Source organism: Methanofastidiosum sp., from assembly GCA_035362715.1.
Classification (GTDB): Archaea; Methanobacteriota_B; Thermococci; order Methanofastidiosales; family Methanofastidiosaceae; genus Methanofastidiosum.
This window is the reverse complement of sequence record DAOSDU010000004.1, coordinates 121060-146403: the sequence shown is the minus strand read 5'-3', so window position 1 is coordinate 146403 and position 25344 is coordinate 121060. Positions and strand designations below refer to the sequence as shown.

Below are 25344 nucleotides of genomic sequence, written 5' to 3'. Positions count from 1 at the left end.
ATGTGATCATTGTAAAAGACTAGTGCTTAAAATAAATATGTCCCACAGCCGAAAAGTTATTTAAGATAATTTAATCATGTTACATATATGAAAAGAGAAATTGTAAAGGATATTGACCTTAATAAAATAAAGAAGATGAAAGATCTAACTGATCAGATGACTCTATCGGGAGGTTATGTAGCAAAAAAAGTTGGCGATGGTTCCCAGATTTTAGAAAAAATGGCAAGAGACAAAGATTGTAAGAGAATTTTATCCTTTCCGGCTTCTTTAGTTGCAACGGGAACAAGAGGTATAATCAAAGAGCTTGTAAAGAGAAAGCTCTTTGATATGATAATCACAACCCCCGGTACATTAGACCATGATATTGCAAGAGTCTATAGGGACTATTATCACGGCTCGTTTGAAATGGATGATAGAAAACTTCACAAGGAAGGTGTAAACAGAGAGGGTAATGTATTAATACCTAACGAGTCATATTCAGAGATTCTTGAGGAGAAGGTAAGAAAAGTTATTGGAGATTTATACAATAAGGGCGTTAGGGATGTTTCGCCTCATGAACTTGTATGGGAATTTGGAAAATCCTTAGAAGGAGAAAAAAATAAGGAAGATTCTATTATTTACTGGTGTTATAAGAATAATATACCAGTTATACTTCCGGGGCCTCTTGACGGTTCGTGGGGGTGGCAACTTTATTATTTCTGGCAGGATGGCCATAAAGACTTCAATCTTAATTTGATGAAGGATGAGGACATTATAAGTGACTTGATTTATTCGGCAGATAAAACTGGTGCATTGATGATTGGAGGGGGCATATCAAAGCACCATACAATATGGTGGAATCAGTTTAGAGGTGGTCTTGACTACGCAGTTTATATCACTACTGCGCCTGAATGGGACGGTTCTCTTTCAGGGGCAAGGATAAGGGAAGCTATTTCATGGGGAAAGGTAAGGGAAGATGCGGATTTTATTACAATAGAAGGGGATGCAACAGTAATATTGCCAATAATGATAGCCTCTCTTCTTGAAGTGATTTAATGAGTAGGGGCCTTTTTATAGGCAGATTTCAGCCTTTTCACAATGGCCATTATATGGCGATAAAAGATATTCTGAAAATAGAAGATGAAGTGATAATCTGTGTTGCAGCCTCTCAAGTATCATACACTATTTCAAACCCCTTTTCAAGTGGGGAACGAATTGAGATGATCTTGCGTTCTGTCAAAGATCTAAGAGATAAAGTAATAATTTTGTCAAGTCCAAATACAGAAAGCAACTCTATGTGGGTAGAAAACATTATTGATACTTTTCCGCCCTTTGACAATGTATATACTAATAACACCCTCGTAAGATTACTTTGGGAAAAAAGGGGTTACAAGGTATCTGAAGTTAGATTTCACCAAAAAGAGGAGTTCAATGGGACGTTGATTAGAAAATTGATTTCTTCGGATAAAAAATGGAGTGACCTTGTACCAAATGAAACAAGGAACTATATCAAAGAAATCAGCGGAGAAAAAAGAATAAAAGAGATTCTAAACATTGAAGAAAAATTAAGAGATGGCGCAGTATAGACTACTCTTGCACAATATAATAGAGCTCTTCTAGTGTTATGTAAACGACTTTTTGATTGCCGAGGTAATCTAAAAGTGAATTTAAGTTTTCTATTGTATAGTTTCCGCATGCTCTAGTATAGCTTTGGTATTCTTCTGGCGCTTCAATCTCAACTAGTTCCCAAGGGTGAAGTCCTATAACTATAATCTTAATATCCTTATCTGATTGCTGACTTACTGCCTTATTGAAACAATCAATCCATGATCTATTGTAGGTAGTTGGGGGGTAGAAGTATGCAGGAGTATGCGAAACTGGTACCCTTAGAATGCTCATATTGCCTTCAGATGTCCAGTCAGTTTCATTTGGGTGGTAAGGATATGAATTAATTTTTTCTGCAGATGCTTCAACAAGGTATCCGTGGTCTTGGAGTAAAATCACTAAATCATTACATGCGCTGTGCCCGGGAGACCTAAATGAAACTGGGCGAACGCCTATTGCTTTCTCTATCGCATTTGTTGAAAGAATAATCTCATTTTCTATCTCAGACTTAGTCTGCGCTTTAATTGATTTGTGGTGGTAGCTGTGTGATCCAATCTCATGGCCTCTTTGGTAGATCTCCTTTAAGATGTCAGGCCTATTATCCGTCACTTCTCCTGTTACAAGGAAAGTAGCTTTTACATCGTGCTCTTCAAAAATAGAGAGTAATACAGGAATACCCTCGTCTAGGCCTTTTTCAGTATTAAGTACTGGCGGGAAATCGTATTCTGTATCGACAGTAAATAAAACATAAGTTCCTTTAATCTCAGCTTTATTGAAGAGCTCAGAATTACCAATCAAAATTAATAAAGAAATTAGAATTGCAAAAATAATCGGCTTTTTCATTAAATCCTACTCAATGCCTTTACCAGTGGACACTATAATAAAATCTCCGTGTTTTATACCTTTTATTGACAAAAGATATCTCGCAAAGTCCCTTATCTTTTCACTGTTACCTTTAATAATAATGACCTCAAGACAGTTTTCTTCATCAAGATGGACATGAGAAGTTGTTACGATTTCTTTTATATGGTGGTGCTCTACATCTGTTATCTTTTCAGCTATCCCACGCTTAGTGTGGTCGTACACCAATGAGATTGTGCAGACGGCGTCCTCTTCCCCAGAAATCCACTGGCGTTTGACTATGTATCCTCTTATCATATCTCTGATTGCTTCAGAGCGACTATCATAACCCTCCGCCTCAATTATCTTGTCAAATTTTTCCAAAAGGTCCGGGGGGATTGAAACACCAAATCTTAAAACGCCGTTCATCAAACACGCCTCTGCTTAGTTAAGGCTACAATTTTATATAGTTATGCTCAATTAATATATAAGTCAATATTATTAATAATATATGGTATAGAAAGATTTATTAGTATATAAGTATATCTTATAGTATAAGGTGATGAAATGAATAGTAATGTGCGACTTGATGAAAAGGATAGGCAAATAATAACACTTTTTCAAAAAAATCCCGAGATATCACAAAGTGATATAGCCGAAATAATAGGTCTTTCACAGCCTTCTGTTGGGATGAGAATAAAAAAACTCAAGGATAGAGGAATACTCTCCCATATTGTAGGAATGAACTTTAAGAAGGTTAATCTCTTCCTTGCTAAAGTTGAGATAGCTGCAAAAAATTCACAAAATATAATTGATACTTTTTCCAAATGCCCGTTCTTCATTAATGCTCTTATGGTATCAGGAAAATATAATATGACGCTTCTTTTTATGGGGGAAAACATTGCAACTCTCGAATCTATTGTTGACTATCATTTAAGACAAAATCTGGACATAAAAGAAGTTGATTTTAATATAATTATAAGTCCAGTAAAGGATCTAGTAATGCCAGTCAAGATAACATTAGAAGGTGAAAGAGGATGCGATCTAGATTGTGATGGATGCCCTTACTACAAATCTGGAAGATGTCTTGGATGCCCAGCGACTAGTGCTTACAAAGGAGATTTCTGGAGAAAAGATTAATCATTTTCTTCCTTTCTCAAATCACTGGAAGATATTTTTTTATTATCTTTAATAATCAAATCTACTTCTATTATATCAAGGGGATAAATTCCTAATTCTGCTCTTATGTCATTTATTTCTTTTGCCGTATCAAGTGTATCAGAAGTTACAACAATCACATCAGCTTCCATTGACTCTATTGCAAATCCGTATCTATCATTTATTTCTATTATTTGGTAATCATAGTTATTTGTTTTCCCTTCTTCAGCCAAGCATTGGATTAGATTATTTTTTCTAGTTTCAAAACTTTGGATACTTTCTGCGTATGGTTTATTTTTTATCATGTTTTCAGATGTTAATCCGATATATACATAACCGAGTGAAAATGCAGACATTAAGAAATGTTTATGGCCTTCATGGAGTCGATCAAAGGTTCCTGATGCAATGACCTTCATTCTCCCACCTTTGGTTTTGTATACCCTTTTAGATTATTAAAATCTTTAAGTGACCTTTGAACTAGTAAATAGAGTTCATTTTTATCAGTTATAGCAATCATGTGTGCAGGAGGGTGAATCTTTCGAAGTCTGTCTATTATTAGACCGCCTTCGCCCTCAACGGATGCTATCACATTGGCTTTAAATTTTATTTTTACTTCTTGTTTTAGGGTTTTTTTCAAAAGTGTTTCTGAAAATTCCTCTGTGATAACTTTGGGTTTCCCAATTACCTTTAGGTCACCATATCTCTTCATATCAGAGAGAGATGTCAATATTTTATCAAATGATTCTGATCTCAGAAGCACAAAAGTAGTTTCCACAAATTGTTTAGTGAACAATGAAATAAAAGTTTTTGCCTAAAGTTAGAGAAAAATAACCAAAACCTTTATATATATTTTTTAGGAGTAGAAAAATACTCTTAGTAATGCGGTTGTAGTGTAGTGGCTAGCACGCGAGCTTGCCAAGCTCGCAACTCGGGTTCGAATCCCGGCGACCGCACTTCTTTTTATTACAAATGCGTATTGATTTTAGGCCATTTTTACCATATTTTAATTAATAGAATAGATTTTCTAAAATAAAGTCTAATTATAATCTATTTGGCCTTAAAATTAGGGCCAAATTCTAAAATAGGGATATTTTTAATAAAATTATCATTTGAAATGCAACTATGCCGAGATAAGGATAATCAATGGCTCAAAAATATTTTATCCATGTTTTCAATAGATGCTAATTTTAGGGCCAAGATCCTAATAATCACTAAGGCCTTCTGTAAGGTGGCCTGATATTATGCTATTTTCTTATTGGGAAAAGAGTGGTATAGTTAAGCATGAAGGCATAATTCACGACGTCTACTTTGATGATAAAGACCTCGAAAGCTATCTAGAGTATACCAGTAATTATCCAGTTTCGCATACTTGTTTAGACTACCCCATGATAACTAATGAGGATAGAGAAAAAAAGTTTCTTGAAGATCTTAGGGCATGCGCAAAGGACAAGCGTTTTCAGTATCTTGACCTAGATAATGCCGTACTTGTGTATGAGAATCTAGAGGCCCTAAATTTAGGGCCAAAAACATCGATTGAAAGATTGTTCTTCCTTAAAGGATTTCACTTAGCTATGTTGGAAAGCTTCGATATAGCTTCAAACTGGCAGCAGCCAACTTCTATCGAACTGGTCACATTATACTGGGGGACAAATGAGCTTTCAAGAGTAGAGATTATTCTCTTTGAACTAATCTACGAAAAAATATTCACGCCAGTACTAAAGAGTGTACACAAAGAAGGAAATACATGGCGTCATGTCCATAGGACAATTTCAAAAGAAAAGGCCATTAATTTTTTGTGTAAGAATTCCCCAATAATTTATAGAAATCAGAAGGTTCCAGAAACTATCCTGACACTTTCACTTAGGTTAAACTATCCTCTAATTGATGAACTGGCCCAAAAAATATATCTCAAGGAAGTCTTATTCTTAGAGGATGCTCCTAACTTTTACGGAGACGATCTAAAGGTATATGGCCCTTATAAAAAAGGAGATATTGGAAAGATACCAAAAAGAACATATGAGATTCTTATCGAAAATGCAGTTGTAAAAGATGCAGCTTGTGGCCCAAAGACACTGATGGATTGGGCTTTGACCTATTATGACGCAGGATTAAACATTCTGCCCCTCGTACCCCGTGATAAATTTCCAATGATCAAATGGGGGAAGTATGAGAAAGAGAGGGCAAGAAGAGAGGATGTTATTTCTTGGTGGACAAAGCAGCCTGAGGCAAATATTGGAATTATAACTGGAGAAATAAATAACTTAGTAGTAGTCGATGTAGATAAAGAACAGGGCAAAAAATCTTTAGAAATACTTTACAACAAGGAAATGCCATTAACGGTCGTAACAAAGTCAATAAGAGGAAAACACTACTATTTTAAAAACACAGACAAATGGGGCAGTCATATTGGGATCTATCCTGATATCGACATAAGGGGGGGAGGGGGGCTTATAGTGGCACCTCCAAGCATACACCCTACTGGAAAAGAGTATAGGTGGATTAATCCCATACTTGAAACAGAAATTGCTGAAATGCCTACCGAGCTAGTTGAAGCCTTCAAGGAAAAGATTAGAAGTAAGCCCAACATATTTGAAGGTAAGATAAAACAAGGGGAGAGAAATAAGGCCTTAACATCAATATCTGGAACTCTGAGAAACATCGGTCTTGATCCAGAGCACATCCGAGCCACACTCCTTGCGATAAATCAAGTTAGAATGCAAGAGCCGTTGCCAGAAAAAGAGGTATCTAAAATAACTACAGATTTTCAAAAGAGTTTTTTCACTTTGAGCGATATGGGAAATGCAGAGCGCATGGTCAAGTACTATGGCGAGACTATAAGGTATTGCAGTTCTCTTGGAAGATGGTATATATGGAACGGGGATAGATGGGAAGAGGACTCGGTAAAAAAGATTAAGCTCATAGCTATGGAAGTTGCAAGATTTATTTTTTCAGAGGCTTCTATGGAGCCATATCTAGAAAATCAGAGAAAGTTATCCAACTGGGCGTTAACTTCTCAGATGGAGCCAAGATTAAATGCAATGGTAAATGCTGCGATGGCTATGGTGCCTATAACTCCAGATGATCTTGATAAAGATCTATTTCTTTTGAATGTTCGAAATGGAACAATAGATCTAAAGACAATGGAGTTTGATGAGGCCCATTCTAAAGATAGCTATATCACAAAGATTGTCGATGTAGTTTATGATTCCGAGGCAAAATGCCCTTTATGGGAGAATTTCCTTCATGAGATCTTCGAAGGTGATATAGAACTAATTTCTTATATCCAGGAGCTCGTTGGATACAGCCTCACAGGAGATACAGGTGAGCAGATACTTATCTTTCTTTATGGTGGGGGCCAAAACGGGAAATCTACCTTTATGAATGTTCTAAAAGCCTTACTTGGAGACTATGCAAAGCAGACTGACTTTTCAACTTTCACTGTTAGGAAGAACGATTCTGGCCCTAGAAATGATCTAGCAAGACTCAAAGGAGCTAGGCTTGTAAGCACGATAGAGATCGAGGAGGGAAAGCAACTTGCAGAGAGTCTTGTTAAACAGGTAACTGGTGAGGATACAATTAAGGCCAGATTTCTATATTCAGAGGAGTTTGAGTTTCTGCCAAACTTCAAGATCTGGCTAGTAGCCAATAATAAGCCGATAATCAAGGGCGGTGACTTTGCAATATGGAGAAGGATAAGACTAATACCGTTTAATGTGAAAATCCCAGAAGAAAAGAAGGACAAAGAGCTTGGTAAAAAACTAAAGGAGGAGCTCCCAGGCATTTTGAACTGGGCGCTTGAAGGGTGCAGAAGGTGGCAATCTGAAGGGCTAAAAACTCCAAAGTCGGTTGAACTTGCAACAAAAGAATATGAGGAAGAGATGGATCCAATCAAGGAGTTTTTAGAGGATATCTGCACGACAGAGACTCTAGGCAAAACAAAGACCGGAGAGCTTTACCAGACCTATGAAGAGTACTGCAGCTTTGTAAAAATCAATCCAATTCCAAACAGGGTATTTGGAAGAAGACTTGCCCAGATAGGAATCAAAAGATCAAGAGATCACAACGGCAGATATTATGAAGGAATTGAAATTGATAATGATAAACTTGAAAGGATGAGAAATAGCTTTAGGCCAAATTTATATTAATCTAAAAATGTGACATATGTGACATCAATGACACATTTTTTAGAAAAACTTTTTTATTCACCCAATTATAGGAACTTTTATTATTTTTAATATTTTGATGTCACGTTTGACACGGATTATGATAATATAGTATATTTAATCTTAAAATTAGGGCCAGAATAACTGTGAGCCTTTTCCCTATTTTCCCTATTTTTTTCCATATTCTTATATATATGGAAAGATGAGATTAGGCTAATAATAAAAAAGTAAGGGCCATTAAAAGCGATTTAGCATGATAAATTTTATTCCACTTATTATTGGATCATATATTTTTATACTGATAGGACTTTACTATTTTTATTCAGGGAAGACCCTTTTTCCATTTTTTTCTGGAATTCCCAAAGGCATGTATCGATTCAATGCGTGGGGCTATATCTTAGGGGGTATTTTTTTCCAATTATTTTTACTATCTCTGCCTTTGTGGTCTTCAGAATCTAGAATCGAGTTCAAAATAATCATTACTTTCCTCTATGTTTTTTCTATAGGCTGGCTTTTCTATAATACATACCAAAAATACAAAGTCAGAATAGATAAGATTAATCAAAAACAAAGAGGGACTAAATAAATGACATCTGACTTCAAACCCGGCAAGGCATACCTGATAAAGGGCAAGGACATAGAGCAGGTCAAGAGTGAGATCAAGCAATGGCTTGCAGAAAAAGGGATAGAGGTAAAAGAAGAAGATGAAAATTCACTTTTAGCATATAATTATTTTTATAGTTTTAAGATTAGTCGGATATGGATTAGTCTAAAATTGGAAAATCACATTTCTGGAACTGTTATCACTTTTGATGAAAGAGTGTATGGTTTTTGGATGTGGTTTGTTGGGGCTGAATACTATTACCATGACGAAATAAAAAAAGATATGGTAAGATATCTCAAAGGAAAAAAAGAAATTGGAATCAATACAATTGGCAGATATTATGCTTTATCACACTTGCCCACTTTACCTGCCTTAATATTTTGGGGCGTTCCATTCTTTTCGGGTATGTTTTCCATTATGCTTGAAGAGAATATCTGGAATTTATTTTTTAAATTATTTCTAATTTTTATCTTAATTGGCAATATATTCTCTATGTATCTGGCATTTATTCCTATTAAGAAAAGACTAGACAATCTTGCAAATTCAGAAGAACATTATATTGAAAAATATTCTGGAGAAGATTATAAAGTGGACATATTTCCGCTTATTGGATTCTATTTCATCTTTCTACTATTCTTTATCTTTATGTATTCTAAGATTCCCTGAAATGGATTATTATATCAAGAAATAACCAAATCTAGTTTATCAAGTTAAACTGAATGATTTTACTAGTGTTATTTTTAGGGCCGCCCTTTTCGCTATTTTCCCTATTTTTTTCCATATTCTTATATATGCTGTATCATATCAGTGTTCATAGTATTTTTTTTATTGATGGTGAAATAATGAATCCTACTCTCCAAGGACTTAACGAAAAGCAGAGAGAAGCTGTTGTAAGTGAGGACAAACGGTTACTTGTCTTGGCCGGTGCAGGAAGTGGCAAGACAAAAACAATAATTCAAAAAATCATGTATCTTATTTTTGAACAGAATGTAGACCCTTCAGAGATTTTAGCCATTACATTTGCCAGAAACGCAGCAAATGAAATGTTTGATAAGTTAATTATTGAAGCCGATGATAAATGTGAGTACAAGAATATAGTATATAATAAAAAAATAACAAACAAGCAGAAATATGAGGAAAGAAAAAAATATGTATCAAAATATCCGTGGCTCAATAACTTAACAGTCAGAACTTTTCATAGTCTTTGTTTTTATATATTGAGAAATAATGGTGCCAAAGAATTTGATAATAGATTTAAAATTCTGCCAGATAAGGAATACGGTGATACACTAGGAACTTATTTTCAAGCACCTGAGGATTCTAAAGAAATCTTACATAAACTAATATTAGCTTGTGCTAGCGATAAAGAATATTTATTGTTATTAAAAAGGTATATTCTAGACCATTACGTTGAAGAATTAAGGTTAAAGGTAAATACTAATTACCCTAATCAATATCCACGGCCTTATATTACTCTAAGGGGCGAATCTGTAAGATCCAAATCTGAGAGATATATTGCAGATTGGCTTTATCGACACAATATAGATTATGAGTATGAATCACCCCTTCAAATATCGGATTATAAAGCAAATCCAGATTTTTTCATACCAGAAGCTAATCTCTACATCGAACACGTAAGCAATCGCAGCTCCCCAACGGCACTAAAGGAAATAGATTTCAAAGAAGCAGGCAAAGCTTATTTCAAAGTTTTTGAATCTATGACTGTCGATATAAATGAATTTCACAGAGAATTAGAGAAAGTTATTTCGCCAAGAATTCACAAAGATATTACAAAATTACCTGCCCTTAAGTTTGAAGAAGAGTTTTCAGGTTATCATAAGGAACTGGATAGATTTGTAGCGGAGTTAACTAGTGTAATAGATAAAATAAAAGTTGAGGGAAGAGATTTTTTAGAAATATATCAAAAATCTCAGAATGATCCGCATAAAAGAGTAAAAGATTTTTACATTCTTATAGAACCAATAATCAAAAGCTTCTCAGATTATTGTACTTATCATTCATATCTAGATTTTAACGATTTAATAATAAAAACGATTGACTTACTTAATAACTATCCTGACGTTAAAAGTATCTTCCAAACAAAATACAAATATATTCTAGTAGATGAGTTTCAGGATGTAAATACTCTCCAAGTAAAATTACTTAAACTATTATTGACAGAAGAAACACAATTATTTTGTGTAGGAGACGACTGGCAGAGCATTTATGGGTGGAGAGGTTCAGAAGTAGAATACATAGTTAACTTTGAAAAATATTTTGAAAACTCTAAAATCATAAAACTTGATATAAATTACAGGAGCCATGATAATATCGTTTCTGCTTCTAGTGAGGTTATAAAGCACAATAAATTTCAAATAGCTAAAGAAATACGCTCTATATCAAAAAAAGGAAAAAAACTTTATCTTTACGCATCAAAGAAAGAATCAGAAGACGGTGTCGAAAAGGTAGTAGAGAATATAAAGCAATTTTTAGATAACGGCTATAATCGTGAAGATATTTTAATTCTTTACAGAAAGAAACGAATGTTTGACCCATACAAATACGAACTAGCTAAAGCAAATATCAGAGTGCCCTCTGGAACGATTCATTCTGCCAAAGGCTTAGAAGCTAGAGTAGTATTTCTAATAGGATTAACTTCAGGCTTGTATGGATTTCCAAGTGTATGGGGAGAAGATCGAATATTCCAGATCATAAAAGAAACAAATTACGAGTTAAGGATGGAAGAAGAGCGAAGGCTTTTTTATGTGGCAATGACTAGAGCCAAGGAAGAGCTATTTTTGATAACTGAAATAGGCAACGAGTCTTCTTTCATAAAGGAAATACCTGGAGAATTTATCGATAGAAGTAACTTCTTGATATTAAATATAATAAATAATGATATCCCTTTAGTTTGCAGTGATTGTAGTAACAGGATAGAAGATAGTTTTTTGTTTTGCCCTTATTGTGGCAAGAAACTTCTTAATGAAAAAGAAGATGTACAAATCCCTGATGAAGTTAAATCTGTAAGGCTTGAAGATCTTATCCCGAAAAAATCTTATCAGGATAGAATAGATAAATTAAGAATGAAACACCCCAGAGCCTATGAGAAATGGGAGTCTGAAGAGGAAGCTAAATTGATTAATTTATTTAATCAAGGAACTTCAATAAGTGACATTGCTAAAGTTTTTGAAAGACAAAATAGTGCTATTAGAGCCAGACTAAAAAAGTTAGGATTAATTGATGAATACTAAAATCAATCTTATTAATAATTATTATAAATAATAAAAAACTACTATAAAAGAGGGATTAAATGAATTCAAGCATAATAACAAGTTTTAATGTAGCAATTGCTAGGCCCGGACCAAAAAGATATCTATATGCGCCTAACTATCATCTTCTTGAAACTTTAATAGGATGTTCTGCATATAAAGTTTATATCCCCTATGATATTGAAACATTTGGAACTTTTATAGATAAAAGTATTGAAGAATTTCCTGAAAGTCTTAAACATAGATTAGAACTTATCGATAAAAAAAGAAAAACATATAATAAAGTTTTTGATTATCTGGAACCTATTCACTATGATATCTCCAAAACTCCATTAGAAATTTCATATGGTCTATTATTTGATTTTTTATACAAGATCGTATTGGCAAGTGAACGTAAGACTGAAGCAGATGTAAGTGGGTTAGAATATTTATCAAGTAACATCTCTATCCTGATGACGCATGTTCAAGATAAAGAATCAAGGATTCGGCTTGCTCAATTGAAAGGATTGCTGTCATTATACGATCCAACTCAGGACTTAGAAGGATTTAAATTGACTGCGCCAAATATTTCACCTTCCGTGCACCATAGGGTGATGGATTTTCTTGATGAATCAGAAATTATCAAGTTATCCGAAGATAGGAGTCAATTAGGTATTCCAAGTAAATCAAAAATGATACTCCCAAAATTAAGAAAAAACATCAGAAATATAAATATGGACAAGTATAAAGACATACTCTCGATAGTCTTGTATACTATTAAGTTGGCATATAAAGAACACGACATTGAAAACGTTTTAGATACTTTGCTTGATTTGTTTAGTGAATTACTAACTTTTAAGGAATATAGCCCTCCGTTACTGAATCTAGACAAATATCGTCTATATGGATGTAAAAAAACTTTCCCAAAGAATCCTCCAAACTTTGTTACGTCTACTGGAGCTACATGTGCTATGGGAGAAGTATTCACTTGGAAAGAAGAGAAAGATAATAATTGGAGAATTTAAAATCTTTTGATTACTACATTAAAATCAAATAATAGAAACTTTAATATTCCCCAGCCCATATTTTTGTTCATGAAATATCTCACCTTATTGTTTATTTTCTTATTATTGTTTTCATTATGTGGCACTCAGGTTATTAGAGGAGAAGAAAATGATATTGAAAATAAACTAATCTCTAAAGGCGGAAAATTATCTCTCGTGACATTATTTGATTTCTATTTTGATTATGGCATGTATGAGCCCATTCCAACTTATACAAATATAAAAGGAGACTTAAATTTAGATTTAGAAAATATTAAAAATTTTTCAAAAACATCCTCTCACCTAGATTCTTGGAGAGAGAGTGAACTAATTCCCGAACCTTACAAATTAAGAAAGTTTGCTCAAGAATGTATAAAAATCCATGAAAATGGAAAATATAAATATTTAATTAGCTCAATTAAGTGTAGGACAAAAGAAGGAGATAAAAACTATCAAAATTTAACAAAATACGAAGATGTAGTAGGAATTGTATTTGAAACCTCCGGCAAAGGTCATGAACTTTATTATGATGGTATTTTTTTATATGATACTTTTGATTTAGATGAAGATATAGACTTAGATAGAGATACTCTTTTACAATTAATTATAGACAAGAACAATGAAACGAGCAGAGAAAGATCGGAAGCAGAAAAAATTCTAGAAGAAGGATACTTCCAATACATCAAGAATAATTATATTTATCCAGATTATAAAACAACATTTATTTCTCGTAACGGTTTTGTATATGCCTATCCTGCAGACATACTATCACTTACTTACCGAAGATATTTATCCTCATCATACTTTCCAATAAAGGATCGTACTGTTAATTTTTATAATTGGCATCCCAGAATTTTCTTTTATGTAGCATCGTTAGAAGTAGACAATCTAAACAAATCATTTAATAATAAAGATGGCAATTTTAATTCATTTTCTTTCTATAATTATATTGTAGACGTTAATAGAAATAAAAGAATGTGGATAGAATTAAGCCCTCATGAAAATGGAGATTATGGATTTGTTTATTCTAGCCAGTTAATTGTAGAATTATATCCCCATGATTACTCAGAAAAAATGAAGTATCATAAACATTGGTTTAAGGAAGAAATAAATGATTATTTACTTTTAGAGTATACTCAAGCAAGAATGAACCAAATTAAAATAATAATTACTTCAGAAAATTACATTAAAAAATATGACAATGATCTAGACAATCTAAAATATGAAAAATCATGTTTTAATGAAATAAAAAAATATTTAATTAATTCAAAGATATTTTTAAATAACTATATGTTTAAAAAATATGATTTCTTGAGTAATGATACAAAAAACATGATTGAATCTGACATAGATATTTATTTGCCTAAAGTTGAAGTGATGATACTAGAGAGAAGTGAACTGATTGAAAATCAGTACCAGAATTCTGCCATAAAGTATGCTTGGCTTTCTATCTTTTTGGGTGCCGTCGCACTTATAATCAGTGTTTTTGGGTACCTCAGACCTAGACAATAAATTAGTAAAAATATACCAATACAATAACGACTCCATATTGTTATATATGAGTAATTCCAATATTAAGATATTAAGGGATTTAAATGGATGAAATTGATAAATTGGAAAAAGAAATAATTCATAGCAAGGTAGAAAGTTTTCCTCTCAAAGAAGATGTACTAAAGATATTAAAAGAAGAGAATATGCCTTTCGAAGATCAGAAGTATAATGAATTAATACTTTTATTGGAATTTAAAAAAATTGAAAAAAATGTTGGAATTATCAAAGGAGAATACTATCAAAAAGACAAATTGGAGTATAGGGGATCTCTTTTATTGCCACTTAATGATAAAAACGAGGCTAATCCATCTATTTTTGATAATCTTGACATCAATGAATCTAGATTTTTTGGTTTCACTTTAGACTCTAGGGAACCAAACCTCTCTGAAAAGGCAATTAATTTCTTCAAACGTAGTTTTGAAGATGCTACTATACAAAACTTTATTCCTTTCGCAGGCGGATCTAGGAAAGAATAGTACAACTATAATTGTTTGGTGCTTATCTTGCAAACTAGTAAGAATAAAGATCAAGAAATTGAAGATATAGTTGATGAAATTATATACAATATTGACAATGCTAATCAGTCTAAATGGCATTATATTTTTGATTTTATTTTGATAATAATGATACCATTTCTACCAAAATATCCCTTTTGGAAAAATCGTAACTATATGGACTATTCATTTAAAATAACTCTACTTGTTCTTATTTATTTTTCTTTATTGCTCAATATCTTTGATTTTTGGTATCAAAATACTGTATCCATCATAAATATAGTTCTAATTTTGTTTCCTTTATCCACTTTATTTTATTGGGGATATAAATTTTATAAACATAGGTCAAGTTGGGTTACCTATAAGATATTTGATTATCTTATTTTTTTAAATTTAACATCCATATTCATATCTATAATTATTACATCTCTATTTTTTTCTTTTTTCTTGAGAGATTTATTTTTTAAAAATATAGTCTTAATAGTTTTACCCATCTTAATAATTCTTTTTTCTATGTCTGGAATATTTTATATTAAACCCCTAAGAAAAAGATTAGGATATCAATTCAAATTTGTTAAATACTACCCTAATCTAATTTTAGCTATTACTTATTCAATATTTAAATCTGGAACAAAACTATGTAGTAAAGAAAAATTTGATGACGATTGCATAAAAGAGATAATAGATCGCAAAGATGTCATATATGGAAATGATTTTATTACTATTTTAGGGATGGAATTACAAAAAGATATTGAGTACTTAACTATACTCAATAAAGAACTTGAGAATTCTTTAGATTATCCTATTGATGAATTGTCAGAAATATTGGAATTCATGATAGACCATTATTATCATATAGATTACGAAAGAAACTCTTTGAGTAAATACTTAGACATTGATCCGATGTTGGGGAAAAAGGATATCAAAAGATTCGTTGATAATGTAATAAATATGATCTTCTTTTACTGTGAGCCAAATATCAAAGAAGGATTATTAGCATTAATAAATTCTCAATTTAAAGTCTTAAATGGTGAAATTCCAGATGAAACTTTTGACCATTTTGTATCTCAGTTAATCCAAAGAGAAAAGCATAATTTGTCATCTATCAAAACTATATCAGAATACTCTTATCTTTACGCTTCGAGATTGCTTAGTGTTACAAATGTAATTATTTCAATCTTAATAGTATTATTAACTATATTTTCTATTTGGTTAATAAGAAAAGGTGTTTAACAGATTGTCCATCATCAATGTTTAAAATAAAACACGAATGTATAATTTATTTCATATAATTAGGCTTATACGCAACCCATGGTGGATCAAAATGAACATGTTTAGTCTAATCCCAAGAAAAGAGTTTCCTGATGATCTTTTAGCAAAAATCCAGAAAGAAATCCAGAACTTTGAAGACTATCTCAAAAGTTTGGGCCAAAACGTCAATTTTTAAGATTTTATTGGGAGGTAACATGCCTAAGACTCCACTTGAATACTGCCCAATCTGTAACTGCTTCTATTATGACATCACAGAAAAAAAGCTCTGCCCACATGAAAAAGATTACCCTCATGCAGAAATTAACGAGCCATTTATAAATAAGGCCAAAATAATTGACCATTCCGTGAAAATTGGAATTCTATATAAACAATTCCAATCCTGGTGGAATTAATATATCCTGATATGCTAATTTCTGGATTTATAACATATTATGGCATCTCTTACCATATTGTCATATAAAGTAAACATATGTAACATTTTCTAAACAAAGTAAGGTAAATTTAAATATTTCTTATATAAAATTATTTTATGAAAAACAATGCAAAAAAATTTGATATAAAAAATGAACTTCCAATCTATTCTTTGATTTTAACTATTATTTTTCTGTTATTATATTCTGTTTATTGGTTTTATAGTGTTCTTGTTAAAACAATCGATATTATTGGTATCTTGGGTATAAATTTATATGGCCTTAGTTATTATGATTTGCTAGATAAATATCATTGGTTATGTTCTGCCATAATACAAAGCAATTCGGCACTGATTGGATTAACTCTTGTAGTTATAGGATTACCTTTAATTAATCGCACAACACAATTAAAAAAAAGAGATATTCGGGTAAGCATAATCTATCCTTTTTTAATGGCAAGTTTTATTTTGGCCATGACTACTATTTTTGCTTTATTTAGTTTACTTGAATATCACCAAGATTATGTCATTGCGTATACAAATCTACTTGTCTTTATGGAAATATTTTGTTTAGTATTTCTCGGTATCGGAATATGTAAACTTACTTTTTATATTATTGGCAATGATGTTGAAAGTAAATCATAATTTCTAGACAAACAATCTCGGCTTTGCCCTTTCATAATCATCCTTGTGTTCTCATGGACATAACCTTCAGTAGTTTTAATGTTTGAATAGCCCATAGACGAGAAGTATTTATATACTTTTATTCAAAGAGTATTATTGAGAGAATACCTACACCAAGGGTTCTCTTCAAAGGGAGACCTTTGAGAGTAATTAGATAGAATATATATTAGCATGTCAATGTGAAGGGAGTTTTCTCTTCACATTTTTTTAATGTGTTTTGATTGACTAATATCTTCATTGAATAATCAAGTTGGCATGAAGGTGAATATGTATGAGTACATCAGATAAAATCATTATTATAAGCGAAAAAGTGTCAAAAGACTTGGCTTTGAGGGGCATAGCAGATGCGCTATTTGATGATATTGAATCTCTAACAGAAAGTGCTGTAGTTATAGATTTCTCAGAAGTTACCTCAATCGCAAGATCATTTGCTCATCAATATTCCCTTAGGAAGAAGTCCTCAAAGAAGGATATCTCAGAGATAAATATGCCCATTAATATCCGGAAAATGTTTGATATTGTAGAGAACAAATACGAAAAGACAAAGCTGATTGAAATCGGCTCAGTCAAACCTATAGTAGTTTAGATCGCCCTACTCTGAGGAATAATATTCCTTTATACTAAATCTTTATATCTGGCCCTAATTTTAGAGCCAATCTTTTCCTATTTTGGACTGATTATAAAAACACCCACTATGCCCCAATAATATTTAAATAAGAAAATACAAAGTGAAATTTATGGGAGAATCCTTTAATATAGAAATAAATCCAAAAACACTGGCTTATGCAATAGATAATTCAGGGTACACTCCAGAAGAGCTAGCGGATAGCATAAAATCAAGATTTAAAGTTAAATATTTCGATAATGAATACTTAATGAATATATTAAAAGGTGCAATATCTCCTAAATATACTGACTTAAAAAAAATCGACTCTTTTCTCAAAAGAGGAGTTCCGTATTACTTTTTATCTAATCCCCCAAAAGATAGGTTATTCGTCAAATTTAGAAATAAATACCCCGACTTTAAACTTTCGCCAAGCTTAGAAATCAAATTAAGAAAGTATGAGCTTCTTAGAGAGGACATAAAAGATCTATGTAATCTAGAAAACATTCCTTTTGAGAGAACTCTTTCTATTTACACTTTAGACGATAATCCCATAGAAGTTGCACATGAACTCAGAAATATATTAAGCTTTGATAATATAGATGTAAAAAATCTAGAGTCAAAAGACGTATTTAAGAGTATAAGAGAAAAAATTGAAGATAAATTAATTTTTGTTTTTAAGGATGATTTGGAATTCTTAAGAGGTTGTATTTTTATTGGAGATAATTTACCTACTTTGATATTAGTCAACTCAACAGAAGACAAGAATGGGGAAATTTTTACTTTACTGCATGAATTTGCTCATTTTCTACTAAATAACGAAGAAATCGACGTTGACATCTCAAAATATGAAACTGACCCAAAAGTTGAAAAATGGTGCAATAGTTTTTCTTATCATTTCATGATGAAAGATGAAGATGAATCAAAAGAAAAATTTATTGGTAAAACTAAGGAGAAACTATTAGATAGTTCTTATTTAACCCACTTATCTGATAAGTATAAGATTAGTAAGCTGGCCTTTGTTTACAGATTCTATTTACTCAAGCTAATTTCGTCAGAAGACTATCATAATTATACAAATAGATTCCCCTATAAACAGAAAAGAACTTCTGGCAAAAGCGGGGGAGGAAATTATTATCTCACCTTAAAAACACGATTAAGCAATAAGTTTACCTCATTAGTTTACAGAAATTATATCACAGGAAATATTTCAACTTATGAAGCGTTTAATTATTTGCATGTCAAAGATCATGCAAGAATGAATGATTTAGTAGAGGTGTAGTCTTTGGATAAATACGTGGTAGACACCTCAGCTTTGATATCTGCAAAAGATTATTATCCGCCCGATAATTTTTCTAGTTTTTGGGATTATTTGCATAGACTGAATCTTGATAATAAATTGATTATTCTAAAAAAAGTAAAAGAAGAGCTAGCCGAAGGTAACGATTATCTTAGCAATACTTTTTTTCGGGGTAAAATAATTACAGATGACGAAGATCAAGAAACTATCGAAAATCTAAGATTCATTGTTAACAGATTAGAAGAGGACAATAAAGGCGGATTTCAAAAATGGCTAATAGGAGCAGACCCCTATATCGTAGCTTATGCGTATAAATTAAAAAAGCAATTTGCCAATGGAGTCATATTGCTCACAGGTGAGGAAGAAAAGGGAAATATTATCAAGATTCCTTTTGTATGCCGTAAGTTTGATATACCTTTTGGGAAGATACCAAAATTAATTACTGAAGAAAGAATTAATTTTTCCTTGATTAAATAATCCTTGTTTGATAACATATAAAAATTCAAGGCCATAAAGATCCAAAATATGTATAATTTGATTTCTCAAAATATTTTAAAAAAATTAAAATAATTTTTCTATTCCTTCATTTACTTCCAACTCTCTTCCGGAAAAGTATCCCCATTCCTCCGTTGTTCCTAAAACTAGGCCGTAGTAGATTATGTCGTTTTCTGGCTTTCCGTTTATAATTGAGCCTCCTGTCTCGTCCTCTACTCTTCTAATTTCAGAAACTTCAGTTGCAAGCCAAGCCCAGCCTGTTTGGCTCTTCCAAGCTGCTATTATCTCGTTCCCTTCAACAAATTTCTTTCCGTTCATTTCAATTATTGCTGCCGTTTTGCATCACCTGAATCTATTCTCTAAAGACTGGACTAATACATTGTCATAGAATAGATCTAGAATTACGGCCATATATTGGCCCTATTTTTAAGGACAGTCCTATGTATTTTATTGGCCAGCTAAATTACCAAAAGGAATATAAATAAGTAAGATAATCTTACTTTATGACTACAACTACCGTAAACTCCAAGGAAGAGTTCACCCGTGTAAGCTCTAAAGGCCAGATTGTCATCCCCAAGGACATCAGAGATAATCTAAACATCCAGGAAGGGGATCTGTTGGCTGCAGTTTCTGAAGAGAACTTTATCATCTTGAAAAAAATCGACCCAAAAATTACTGAAGAGGAGAAAATACTCCTCAAGAGAATCAAAGAGGCCTGGGACAGCATAGATAGGGGCGATTACAAAGAGATGGAAGGAAGCGAACTCTTAAAGGAAATGAAGAAATGGTAAGGGTAATCTATTCTAAGGAATTTGAGCAGGACGTCAAAAAGGTCCGTGATAAGGCCGTAAAAGAGCGAATGATAAAACAAGTTGAGAAGATCTTGAAAAATCCCGAGATTGGAAAGCCCCTTCGATATAATCTAAAAGGTGAAAGATCAGTTTACGTTTCTCCATATAGATTGGTATATGCCTTAGTGGATGACAAGATATTTCTTCTAAGATTTAGGCATAGAGAGGATGTTTACGAGTGATGGCGCCTGGCCTTATTTTTAAGGCCAATTTCTTAAGAAGAAGCAAGACCCATAAATTCCAGAATTACCTTTATCCCAAGTGCCTTACTTGCAGCTATCAAAATAAACTCTTTATTTTTAACAATATCATTGTAATCTGTGGTAAAAAAGTAAGGCATTATAGGATTATCTTTGACTGCCCACAAGATAGAATTACTCAATATTCTAGCGTCATTTCCCAGGATTTCATATGGTTTGCCAGTTTTATCAGATAACTCATTATGGATTGATTTTTTCACAGTATTGAATTTACTATCGTTATGGTAGTTTTTTTCAATGGCAAAGGTAAAAAATTCTTTTGATTGGAGTTCAATTGTCCTCTCAATCCTTGATCGCAATCCAATCCTCTTTATTCTATCGATCTTTTTGTGATCAAACTCTTTTTTTACCTCAAGGCAGTAAAAATATTTATTAGAGGTGAGAGGATATTTTTGAAAATGCATGCTGCAGCTTCTAGAAAAGGAATCTGGAAGGCTATATGCTATGAGAATTCCGGTGTCACAAAAGAATTCCATATTTTTCTCCTACGACAAAAGTGCCTTTTCTATCTCTTTGATTTCTTCTGGTTTAAGGTTAGAGCATAGTTTTTTGGTATATTCCATCATCTCTTCATGGGAGAGCCACAACTGCTCCTTTCTTAGATTTGACTCTAATTCTTCAAATTTTTTCCTTAATGCAGAAACTTCTTTATTCTTTGAGTTTGTGAAAATTTTGAGTATGGCTTCTCTGTTAGGGCCAGTTAATGTTTCTTTGTAGGGGGTTAAGAAACTGTATAGTCTGTCATGTAGTGATGTTAATTCTTTTATGTACCCGGCAATTTTCTCTTTACTTTTATTGTATCTAAGGCTAACAAAAAGCCCTTCTAGAATATCTGTAAAATCACAGAATGCCTGGTAGACTTCTTCGTCTTTTACGTGGTTCAACTGATTATAATATTCAGTGATATCGTTTTCTATTTTTGTTAGATAATTATCGTCAATATTTAACCTTTGGATATCCTTAGATAAATGATTAAGATCCAAAGTAAATTTATAATAGGTGCTGTAAAACTTTCTGTATTCTTTTGGGCTAATTACTCTATATACCCACTCATAGAATTTTTCAGTTGCTCCTAGGAAGATACCCTTGAATTCATTTATGGTCATATCGATAATTTTTTTCTGTTTATCTGTAGACTTAATGTTTTCAGATACATAGTCTTCTAGGCTCAGAACATTTTTATCAGAAAGAATTTCGAAGGCTTTTTGACAGTAGTAGCCGTTTCTGTACCATCCGTAAGTAAGGCCATTATACCCTACCTTCTGGGCCATCAGGACAACGAATTTTATTAATCTAGTTTTTTGAAGTATCTCTCGCTCTTTCTGGTCACGGATATTAAATTTCAGAGAATCTAGGGCAAATTTGATAAATTCTTCTTCAGAAAACATACTAAAATCAACAAGATCTGCCACTTTCAAACTAAGCCCCCTATACTATAAAAAATACCCAATGATATATTTCTTAACTAAATACTATATAAAAGTATAGTGCTTGCTTGTGTTTTTTATATTCATAGATTAAGGATCATAAGGTCTAGATTATTCCCTCTTGATGATAGAATTTTGATTTAAGTTCCTGGCATAGAGATATGTTATCACGTTATTGACAATTGGCCCTATTTTTAAGGCCAATACTAATGTTTAAAATAAAACATATATGCATAATATATTCGCATAATAGTTGTTATACGTATAGTTGGCCCTAATTTTAGGGCCAGATACTATTAAACGAATCGGCCTTTTCTTTTAATAGAAGTTGGGAATGCTAAAGGATCCTTTAATAGATGAAATATATCTAAATGAGATATATCATATTGTGTTTATAGAAATCAATATTCTTGACCGTAATCCTGATACTCCCGCATTGTTCTTCCAAATCCAGGGCGACCATCCCTATAGTAACCTTTTCTGTTAACGCCAAAGTTATTATATCCTTCTCTGTCATAGCCTTGTCGGTCATAGCCATCTTTGTTGTAAGGAGTTCCTGTGTCCTTGTGAATGCCTTCTCTATTGAAACCATTCCTATTGTAGCCATTTGTGTCGTATCCTTCCATATTATATCCTCCTCTGTCATACCCTTGTCGGTCATAGCCATCTTTGTTGTAGCCATATCGATCATACCCATCTTTGTCGAATCCATCAAAGTCAAATCCATCTTTATCGATATTTTGAAAATTGAATTTTCTACCTGTATACCTATGGAGGCCCTCTCGATTGAATTCATTTTTATCAAAGCCTGCTTTAGAGTACCCTTCTCTATTGTATCCTTGTCTATCATATCCCTGGGCGTCATAGCCATCTTTGTTGAATCCATCCTTATTGAAGCCAGATATATCAAAAACTTCTGCATTCTTAATGATCTCTAAATCCACATTGCATATTGGGCATTTTTCTAGCTTCATGACAAATTTAATACCACAACTTGGACATTTCTTGTCTAGAGAATCTAACATCATATCTCCTTTGCATAATTAATTTGGACAATATTCATACATATAGACATATAAAAATACTGTTCTTAATTTATAAAAATATGGAAAAAAATAGGGAAAATAGGGAAAAATTAATTTTTTCCATTTTGGCCCTAAAAATAATGCCAACATTATTGTTTAATAGTAATCTTTTGAATTAATAGTAAATTTTATATTATTTCTTATCTCTTTTTATGCATGTCCTTAGAATTAAGGCAATGGCAAATTGAAGCATATGAAAAATTTATTGAAAATGATTGTCGGGGCATAATCAAAGTTGCAACAGGAAAAGGTAAAACACGATTTGCCATACATTGTATTCAAGAATTGAAGAAAATACAAGAAAACTTAAGGACATGCATTGTTGTTCCTACAATTGATTTGATGCACCAATGGAGAAAGGAACTTATAAGTCAAGGAGTCCATTTTCACGAAATAGGATTTTATTACGGCGAAGAGAAACAAGCAGATAGGAATATAGTTATTTTTGTTCAAAATTCTGCATCTACTTATCTTAATGATGTGCATTTTTTTAATAGTTTTAATTTCATGATAGCAGACGAGTGCCACCATTACGGAACAACAAATGCAAATGAAATTTTTAAAAATAATATCCCTTTTAGATTAGGACTTAGTGCAACGCCTGAAAGACATAACGATCCTGACGGAACAAAAAGAATTGAAGATGGTATTGGTCCAATTATCTACAAAAGAAGTCATTTTGATGACCCGGATGAAGTTCCGCCTTTGATTATTAATAGTATATTTGTAGAATTAATGCCTAAAGAATTAGATGAGCATGAGAAATTAACTACAAATATTAATGATCTTAATTATAGAATTGAAAAAATAACTAGAGGTAGAATAAAAAGAATCCATAAAGATTATTTGGAGAAAATACAGAAACTTGCAAAATCTGAAGAATCTAAAGGGCATAAAGAAGCAAATATATTGATGGGATTGTGGACAAAAAGGCTGGACATCTTATACAAAGCGACGAACAAGAAGCCTTTGATAAAAAAATTAGTTGATATGGAATTAGATAATAAAATTATAATATTCAATGAAAGAATTGATTTTTGTGAAGATCTAAAAGAAATGCTTGAAATCGCTTATGGCCATATACCTGATTTTAAGGTATTTATGCTTCATAGCAAATTAAGTGGCCGGGATTGGATTCTAAGTCAATTTAATAAGGCAAGTAGAGGTGTATTGATAGCCCCAAGATTGATAGATGAGGGGGTTGATGTTCCTGATGCATCCACTGCCATAATTTCTGCGTTCTCCGGATCACCTCGACAAACAATTCAAAGATTTGGGAGGATACTGCGCAACTCTCCAGGTAAGGATTTGGCAACTATATATTATTTAGTTATCGATGACATAGAAGAAAAAAAATATTTTTATGTATTAAAAAAATCTGATTATCTTGATCTTGCCAAAAGAGGCGAGTGGCTAACTTATAAAAATGGAAAACTAAATAAAAATCCTTTTTATAAGATGCCAATAAACAAGGACACCGAAAGTTATAACGAAACATCTAGAGACCAATCTTTCGAACAGATAGATAAATTTGATGAAGAAGACTTAGACAAAAAATATATTTTGTATATAGAATTAAAAGAAAAGGAACCTAACTTTAAAGGTAGTAAATATCGAAAAAGTATATACGAAACTATTCTAAATTTTATTGAAACTAATCAGCTTGATTTGTCTAACAAAGAGGGGAACGAAAATACATTTGATTACTTAACAAAACTTACTGATCCAAAGTATCCAGTGCACAATTTTTCTCCGGAACTATATAATTTTTTAAAAGAGGAATTATTGAAAAATAATCTTAAACCATACTATGGTCATTTTCAGAATGAAGGATTAGATGAATTATTGGATAATCCAGAAGAGGATGAAAGCAGATCTGAGGAGTATGATGGCCGGGGATTTGATAAAGAAGGAATTCATAAAATAACAAAAACAAAATATGATGAATATGGTTACGATAAGAATTGGATAGATAAAAAAGGTTTTGATTGGAAGGGCATTCATGTAGAAACAGGAACAAAATATGATCTAGAAGGATATGACAAAGAAGAGTATGATAGATACGGTTTCAATAAAGAAAATAAGCATAAACATACTAAGGAAAGTTATGACTCGTTATATAAATCAAGAGAACAATGTATTGAAGATGAAGAGAAACTATTACGAGAGTATAATCTAAAAAAGAATAATCAATAGAAATCTGAATTAGAAAGAATTATGGCCCTAATTTTAAGGCCAATATTTTCCCTATTTTCCCTATTTTTTTCCATAT

General features: G+C 32.3%; 27 protein-coding genes and 1 tRNA gene. 20 read left to right on the top strand and 8 right to left on the bottom strand.

Annotation, left to right across the window (positions count from 1 at the left end):
- Positions 1-87: 87 nt before the first annotated feature.
- Positions 88-1035: a deoxyhypusine synthase gene (locus tag PLI06_04365; protein ID HOI76827.1), complete on the top strand. Its 948-nt coding sequence runs from the start codon at positions 88-90 to the stop codon at positions 1033-1035.
- Positions 1035-1565 (top strand): nicotinamide-nucleotide adenylyltransferase, encoded by a 531-nt coding sequence (locus PLI06_04360; protein HOI76826.1) that lies wholly within the window; start codon positions 1035-1037, stop codon positions 1563-1565. The genes PLI06_04365 and PLI06_04360 overlap by 1 nt, the downstream gene beginning before the upstream one ends.
- Position 1566: 1 nt before the next feature.
- Here PLI06_04360 and PLI06_04355 read toward each other — a convergent pair whose 3' ends face one another.
- On the bottom strand, positions 1567-2427 hold the full coding sequence (locus PLI06_04355; protein ID HOI76825.1) for a polysaccharide deacetylase family protein: 861 nt from the start codon (positions 2425-2427) through the stop codon (positions 1567-1569).
- Between the two features lie 6 nt (positions 2428-2433).
- A complete protein-coding gene (gene nikR / locus PLI06_04350; GenBank protein HOI76824.1) occupies positions 2434-2853 on the bottom strand; it encodes a nickel-responsive transcriptional regulator NikR in 420 nt (139 codons plus the stop codon).
- Between the two features lie 138 nt (positions 2854-2991).
- On the opposite strand from nikR, the gene PLI06_04345 reads away from it, so the two are divergent.
- A complete protein-coding gene (locus PLI06_04345; GenBank protein ID HOI76823.1) occupies positions 2992-3564 on the top strand; it encodes an Lrp/AsnC family transcriptional regulator in 573 nt (190 codons plus the stop codon).
- Here PLI06_04345 and PLI06_04340 read toward each other — a convergent pair.
- Together PLI06_04340 and PLI06_04335 are read right to left on the bottom strand one after the other, a co-directional pair.
- A complete protein-coding gene (locus PLI06_04340; protein ID HOI76822.1) occupies positions 3561-3998 on the bottom strand; it encodes a pantetheine-phosphate adenylyltransferase in 438 nt (145 codons plus the stop codon). The two genes, PLI06_04345 and PLI06_04340, sit on opposite strands and share 4 nt — an antisense overlap.
- The gene (locus PLI06_04335) at positions 3995-4357 is read right to left on the bottom strand and encodes a DUF356 domain-containing protein (GenBank protein ID HOI76821.1); all 363 of its coding nucleotides are present in this window, start codon (positions 4355-4357) and stop codon (positions 3995-3997) included. The genes PLI06_04340 and PLI06_04335 overlap by 4 nt, the downstream gene beginning before the upstream one ends.
- Positions 4358-4463: 106 nt before the next feature.
- Between PLI06_04335 and PLI06_04330 the strand changes: the two genes are divergently transcribed.
- From PLI06_04330 to PLI06_04265, 14 genes are all read left to right on the top strand, one after another.
- A tRNA-Gly gene (locus PLI06_04330) sits at positions 4464-4535 on the top strand.
- Positions 4536-4823: 288 nt separating this feature from the next.
- Positions 4824-7727, top strand: a complete 2904-nt coding sequence (locus PLI06_04325) for a phage/plasmid primase, P4 family (protein HOI76820.1) — start codon at positions 4824-4826, stop codon at positions 7725-7727.
- A gap of 604 nt (positions 7728-8331) precedes the next feature.
- Complete coding sequence (locus PLI06_04320; protein ID HOI76819.1) at positions 8332-9015, top strand: hypothetical protein; 684 nt, start codon at positions 8332-8334, stop codon at positions 9013-9015.
- A 176-nt stretch (positions 9016-9191) separates the two neighbouring features.
- Positions 9192-11600, top strand: a complete 2409-nt coding sequence (locus PLI06_04315) for a UvrD-helicase domain-containing protein (GenBank protein ID HOI76818.1) — start codon at positions 9192-9194, stop codon at positions 11598-11600.
- A 59-nt stretch (positions 11601-11659) separates the two neighbouring features.
- Positions 11660-12622 carry a hypothetical protein gene (locus tag PLI06_04310; protein ID HOI76817.1) on the top strand — a complete coding sequence of 321 codons (963 nt, stop codon included), beginning with the start codon at positions 11660-11662 and terminating at the stop codon, positions 12620-12622.
- Between the two features lie 69 nt (positions 12623-12691).
- Entirely contained in the window at positions 12692-14152 is a 1461-nt protein-coding gene (locus tag PLI06_04305; protein HOI76816.1) for a hypothetical protein, read from the top strand.
- An 83-nt stretch (positions 14153-14235) separates the two neighbouring features.
- Positions 14236-14667, top strand: coding sequence for a hypothetical protein (locus PLI06_04300; protein HOI76815.1), 432 nt, complete (start codon positions 14236-14238; stop codon positions 14665-14667).
- 531 nt (positions 14668-15198) lie between these two features.
- Positions 15199-15918, top strand: coding sequence for a hypothetical protein (locus tag PLI06_04295; protein HOI76814.1), 720 nt, complete (start codon positions 15199-15201; stop codon positions 15916-15918).
- 91 nt (positions 15919-16009) lie between these two features.
- Positions 16010-16132: a hypothetical protein gene (locus PLI06_04290; protein ID HOI76813.1), complete on the top strand. Its 123-nt coding sequence runs from the start codon at positions 16010-16012 to the stop codon at positions 16130-16132.
- A gap of 19 nt (positions 16133-16151) precedes the next feature.
- Positions 16152-16349 carry a hypothetical protein gene (locus PLI06_04285; GenBank protein HOI76812.1) on the top strand — a complete coding sequence of 66 codons (198 nt, stop codon included), beginning with the start codon at positions 16152-16154 and terminating at the stop codon, positions 16347-16349.
- Positions 16350-16486: 137 nt separating this feature from the next.
- Positions 16487-17011, top strand: coding sequence for a hypothetical protein (locus PLI06_04280; GenBank protein HOI76811.1), 525 nt, complete (start codon positions 16487-16489; stop codon positions 17009-17011).
- A gap of 310 nt (positions 17012-17321) precedes the next feature.
- Positions 17322-17636: a hypothetical protein gene (locus PLI06_04275; protein ID HOI76810.1), complete on the top strand. Its 315-nt coding sequence runs from the start codon at positions 17322-17324 to the stop codon at positions 17634-17636.
- A gap of 151 nt (positions 17637-17787) precedes the next feature.
- Positions 17788-18936 (top strand): ImmA/IrrE family metallo-endopeptidase, encoded by a 1149-nt coding sequence (locus PLI06_04270; protein HOI76809.1) that lies wholly within the window; start codon positions 17788-17790, stop codon positions 18934-18936.
- Between the two features lie 3 nt (positions 18937-18939).
- Entirely contained in the window at positions 18940-19431 is a 492-nt protein-coding gene (locus tag PLI06_04265; protein ID HOI76808.1) for a DUF4411 family protein, read from the top strand.
- A gap of 84 nt (positions 19432-19515) precedes the next feature.
- On the opposite strand, the gene PLI06_04260 is transcribed toward PLI06_04265, so the two are convergent.
- Positions 19516-19767 (bottom strand): hypothetical protein, encoded by a 252-nt coding sequence (locus PLI06_04260; protein HOI76807.1) that lies wholly within the window; start codon positions 19765-19767, stop codon positions 19516-19518.
- Positions 19768-19952: 185 nt separating this feature from the next.
- Between PLI06_04260 and PLI06_04255 the strand changes: the two genes are divergently transcribed.
- Positions 19953-20240, top strand: a complete 288-nt coding sequence (locus tag PLI06_04255; protein HOI76806.1) for an AbrB/MazE/SpoVT family DNA-binding domain-containing protein — start codon at positions 19953-19955, stop codon at positions 20238-20240.
- Positions 20234-20482 carry a type II toxin-antitoxin system RelE/ParE family toxin gene (locus tag PLI06_04250; protein ID HOI76805.1) on the top strand — a complete coding sequence of 83 codons (249 nt, stop codon included), beginning with the start codon at positions 20234-20236 and terminating at the stop codon, positions 20480-20482. Before PLI06_04255 ends, PLI06_04250 begins: the two co-directional genes overlap by 7 nt.
- 32 nt (positions 20483-20514) lie before the next feature.
- Here PLI06_04250 and PLI06_04245 read toward each other — a convergent pair whose 3' ends face one another.
- From PLI06_04245 to PLI06_04235, 3 genes are all read right to left on the bottom strand, one after another.
- A complete protein-coding gene (locus PLI06_04245; GenBank protein ID HOI76804.1) occupies positions 20515-21036 on the bottom strand; it encodes a hypothetical protein in 522 nt (173 codons plus the stop codon).
- A gap of 9 nt (positions 21037-21045) precedes the next feature.
- Complete coding sequence (locus tag PLI06_04240) at positions 21046-21978, bottom strand: hypothetical protein (protein ID HOI76803.1); 933 nt, start codon at positions 21976-21978, stop codon at positions 21046-21048.
- Between the two features lie 410 nt (positions 21979-22388).
- Positions 22389-23012, bottom strand: a complete 624-nt coding sequence (locus PLI06_04235; protein HOI76802.1) for a hypothetical protein — start codon at positions 23010-23012, stop codon at positions 22389-22391.
- 216 nt (positions 23013-23228) lie between these two features.
- Here PLI06_04235 and PLI06_04230 point away from each other — a divergent pair, with 216 nt between their 5' ends.
- A complete protein-coding gene (locus PLI06_04230) occupies positions 23229-25268 on the top strand; it encodes a DEAD/DEAH box helicase family protein (protein HOI76801.1) in 2040 nt (679 codons plus the stop codon).
- The last annotated feature ends 76 nt before the right edge of the window (positions 25269-25344 follow it).

Bases quoted from the DNA above. Each gene is read 5' to 3' on its own strand.
- PLI06_04365 (HOI76827.1), top strand. From the start codon at position 88: ATGAAAAGAGAAATTGTAAAGGATATTGACCTTAATAAAATAAAGAAG.
- PLI06_04360 (HOI76826.1), top strand. From the start codon at position 1,035: ATGAGTAGGGGCCTTTTTATAGGCAGATTTCAGCCTTTTCACAATGGC.
- PLI06_04355 (HOI76825.1), bottom strand. From the start codon at position 2,427: ATGAAAAAGCCGATTATTTTTGCAATTCTAATTTCTTTATTAATTTTG.
- nikR (HOI76824.1), bottom strand. From the start codon at position 2,853: ATGAACGGCGTTTTAAGATTTGGTGTTTCAATCCCCCCGGACCTTTTG.
- PLI06_04345 (HOI76823.1), top strand. From the start codon at position 2,992: ATGAATAGTAATGTGCGACTTGATGAAAAGGATAGGCAAATAATAACA.
- PLI06_04340 (HOI76822.1), bottom strand. From the start codon at position 3,998: ATGAAGGTCATTGCATCAGGAACCTTTGATCGACTCCATGAAGGCCAT.
- PLI06_04325 (HOI76820.1), top strand. From the start codon at position 4,824: ATGCTATTTTCTTATTGGGAAAAGAGTGGTATAGTTAAGCATGAAGGC.
- PLI06_04320 (HOI76819.1), top strand. From the start codon at position 8,332: ATGACATCTGACTTCAAACCCGGCAAGGCATACCTGATAAAGGGCAAG.
- PLI06_04315 (HOI76818.1), top strand. From the start codon at position 9,192: ATGAATCCTACTCTCCAAGGACTTAACGAAAAGCAGAGAGAAGCTGTT.
- PLI06_04310 (HOI76817.1), top strand. From the start codon at position 11,660: ATGAATTCAAGCATAATAACAAGTTTTAATGTAGCAATTGCTAGGCCC.
- PLI06_04305 (HOI76816.1), top strand. From the start codon at position 12,692: ATGAAATATCTCACCTTATTGTTTATTTTCTTATTATTGTTTTCATTA.
- PLI06_04300 (HOI76815.1), top strand. From the start codon at position 14,236: ATGGATGAAATTGATAAATTGGAAAAAGAAATAATTCATAGCAAGGTA.
- PLI06_04295 (HOI76814.1), top strand. From the start codon at position 15,199: ATGTCTGGAATATTTTATATTAAACCCCTAAGAAAAAGATTAGGATAT.
- PLI06_04290 (HOI76813.1), top strand. From the start codon at position 16,010: ATGAACATGTTTAGTCTAATCCCAAGAAAAGAGTTTCCTGATGATCTT.
- PLI06_04285 (HOI76812.1), top strand. From the start codon at position 16,152: ATGCCTAAGACTCCACTTGAATACTGCCCAATCTGTAACTGCTTCTAT.
- PLI06_04280 (HOI76811.1), top strand. From the start codon at position 16,487: ATGAAAAACAATGCAAAAAAATTTGATATAAAAAATGAACTTCCAATC.
- PLI06_04275 (HOI76810.1), top strand. From the start codon at position 17,322: ATGAGTACATCAGATAAAATCATTATTATAAGCGAAAAAGTGTCAAAA.
- PLI06_04270 (HOI76809.1), top strand. From the start codon at position 17,788: ATGGGAGAATCCTTTAATATAGAAATAAATCCAAAAACACTGGCTTAT.
- PLI06_04260 (HOI76807.1), bottom strand. From the start codon at position 19,767: ATGAACGGAAAGAAATTTGTTGAAGGGAACGAGATAATAGCAGCTTGG.
- PLI06_04255 (HOI76806.1), top strand. From the start codon at position 19,953: ATGACTACAACTACCGTAAACTCCAAGGAAGAGTTCACCCGTGTAAGC.
- PLI06_04250 (HOI76805.1), top strand. From the start codon at position 20,234: ATGGTAAGGGTAATCTATTCTAAGGAATTTGAGCAGGACGTCAAAAAG.
- PLI06_04245 (HOI76804.1), bottom strand. From the start codon at position 21,036: ATGGAATTCTTTTGTGACACCGGAATTCTCATAGCATATAGCCTTCCA.
- PLI06_04235 (HOI76802.1), bottom strand. From the start codon at position 23,012: ATGTTAGATTCTCTAGACAAGAAATGTCCAAGTTGTGGTATTAAATTT.
- PLI06_04230 (HOI76801.1), top strand. From the start codon at position 23,229: ATGTCCTTAGAATTAAGGCAATGGCAAATTGAAGCATATGAAAAATTT.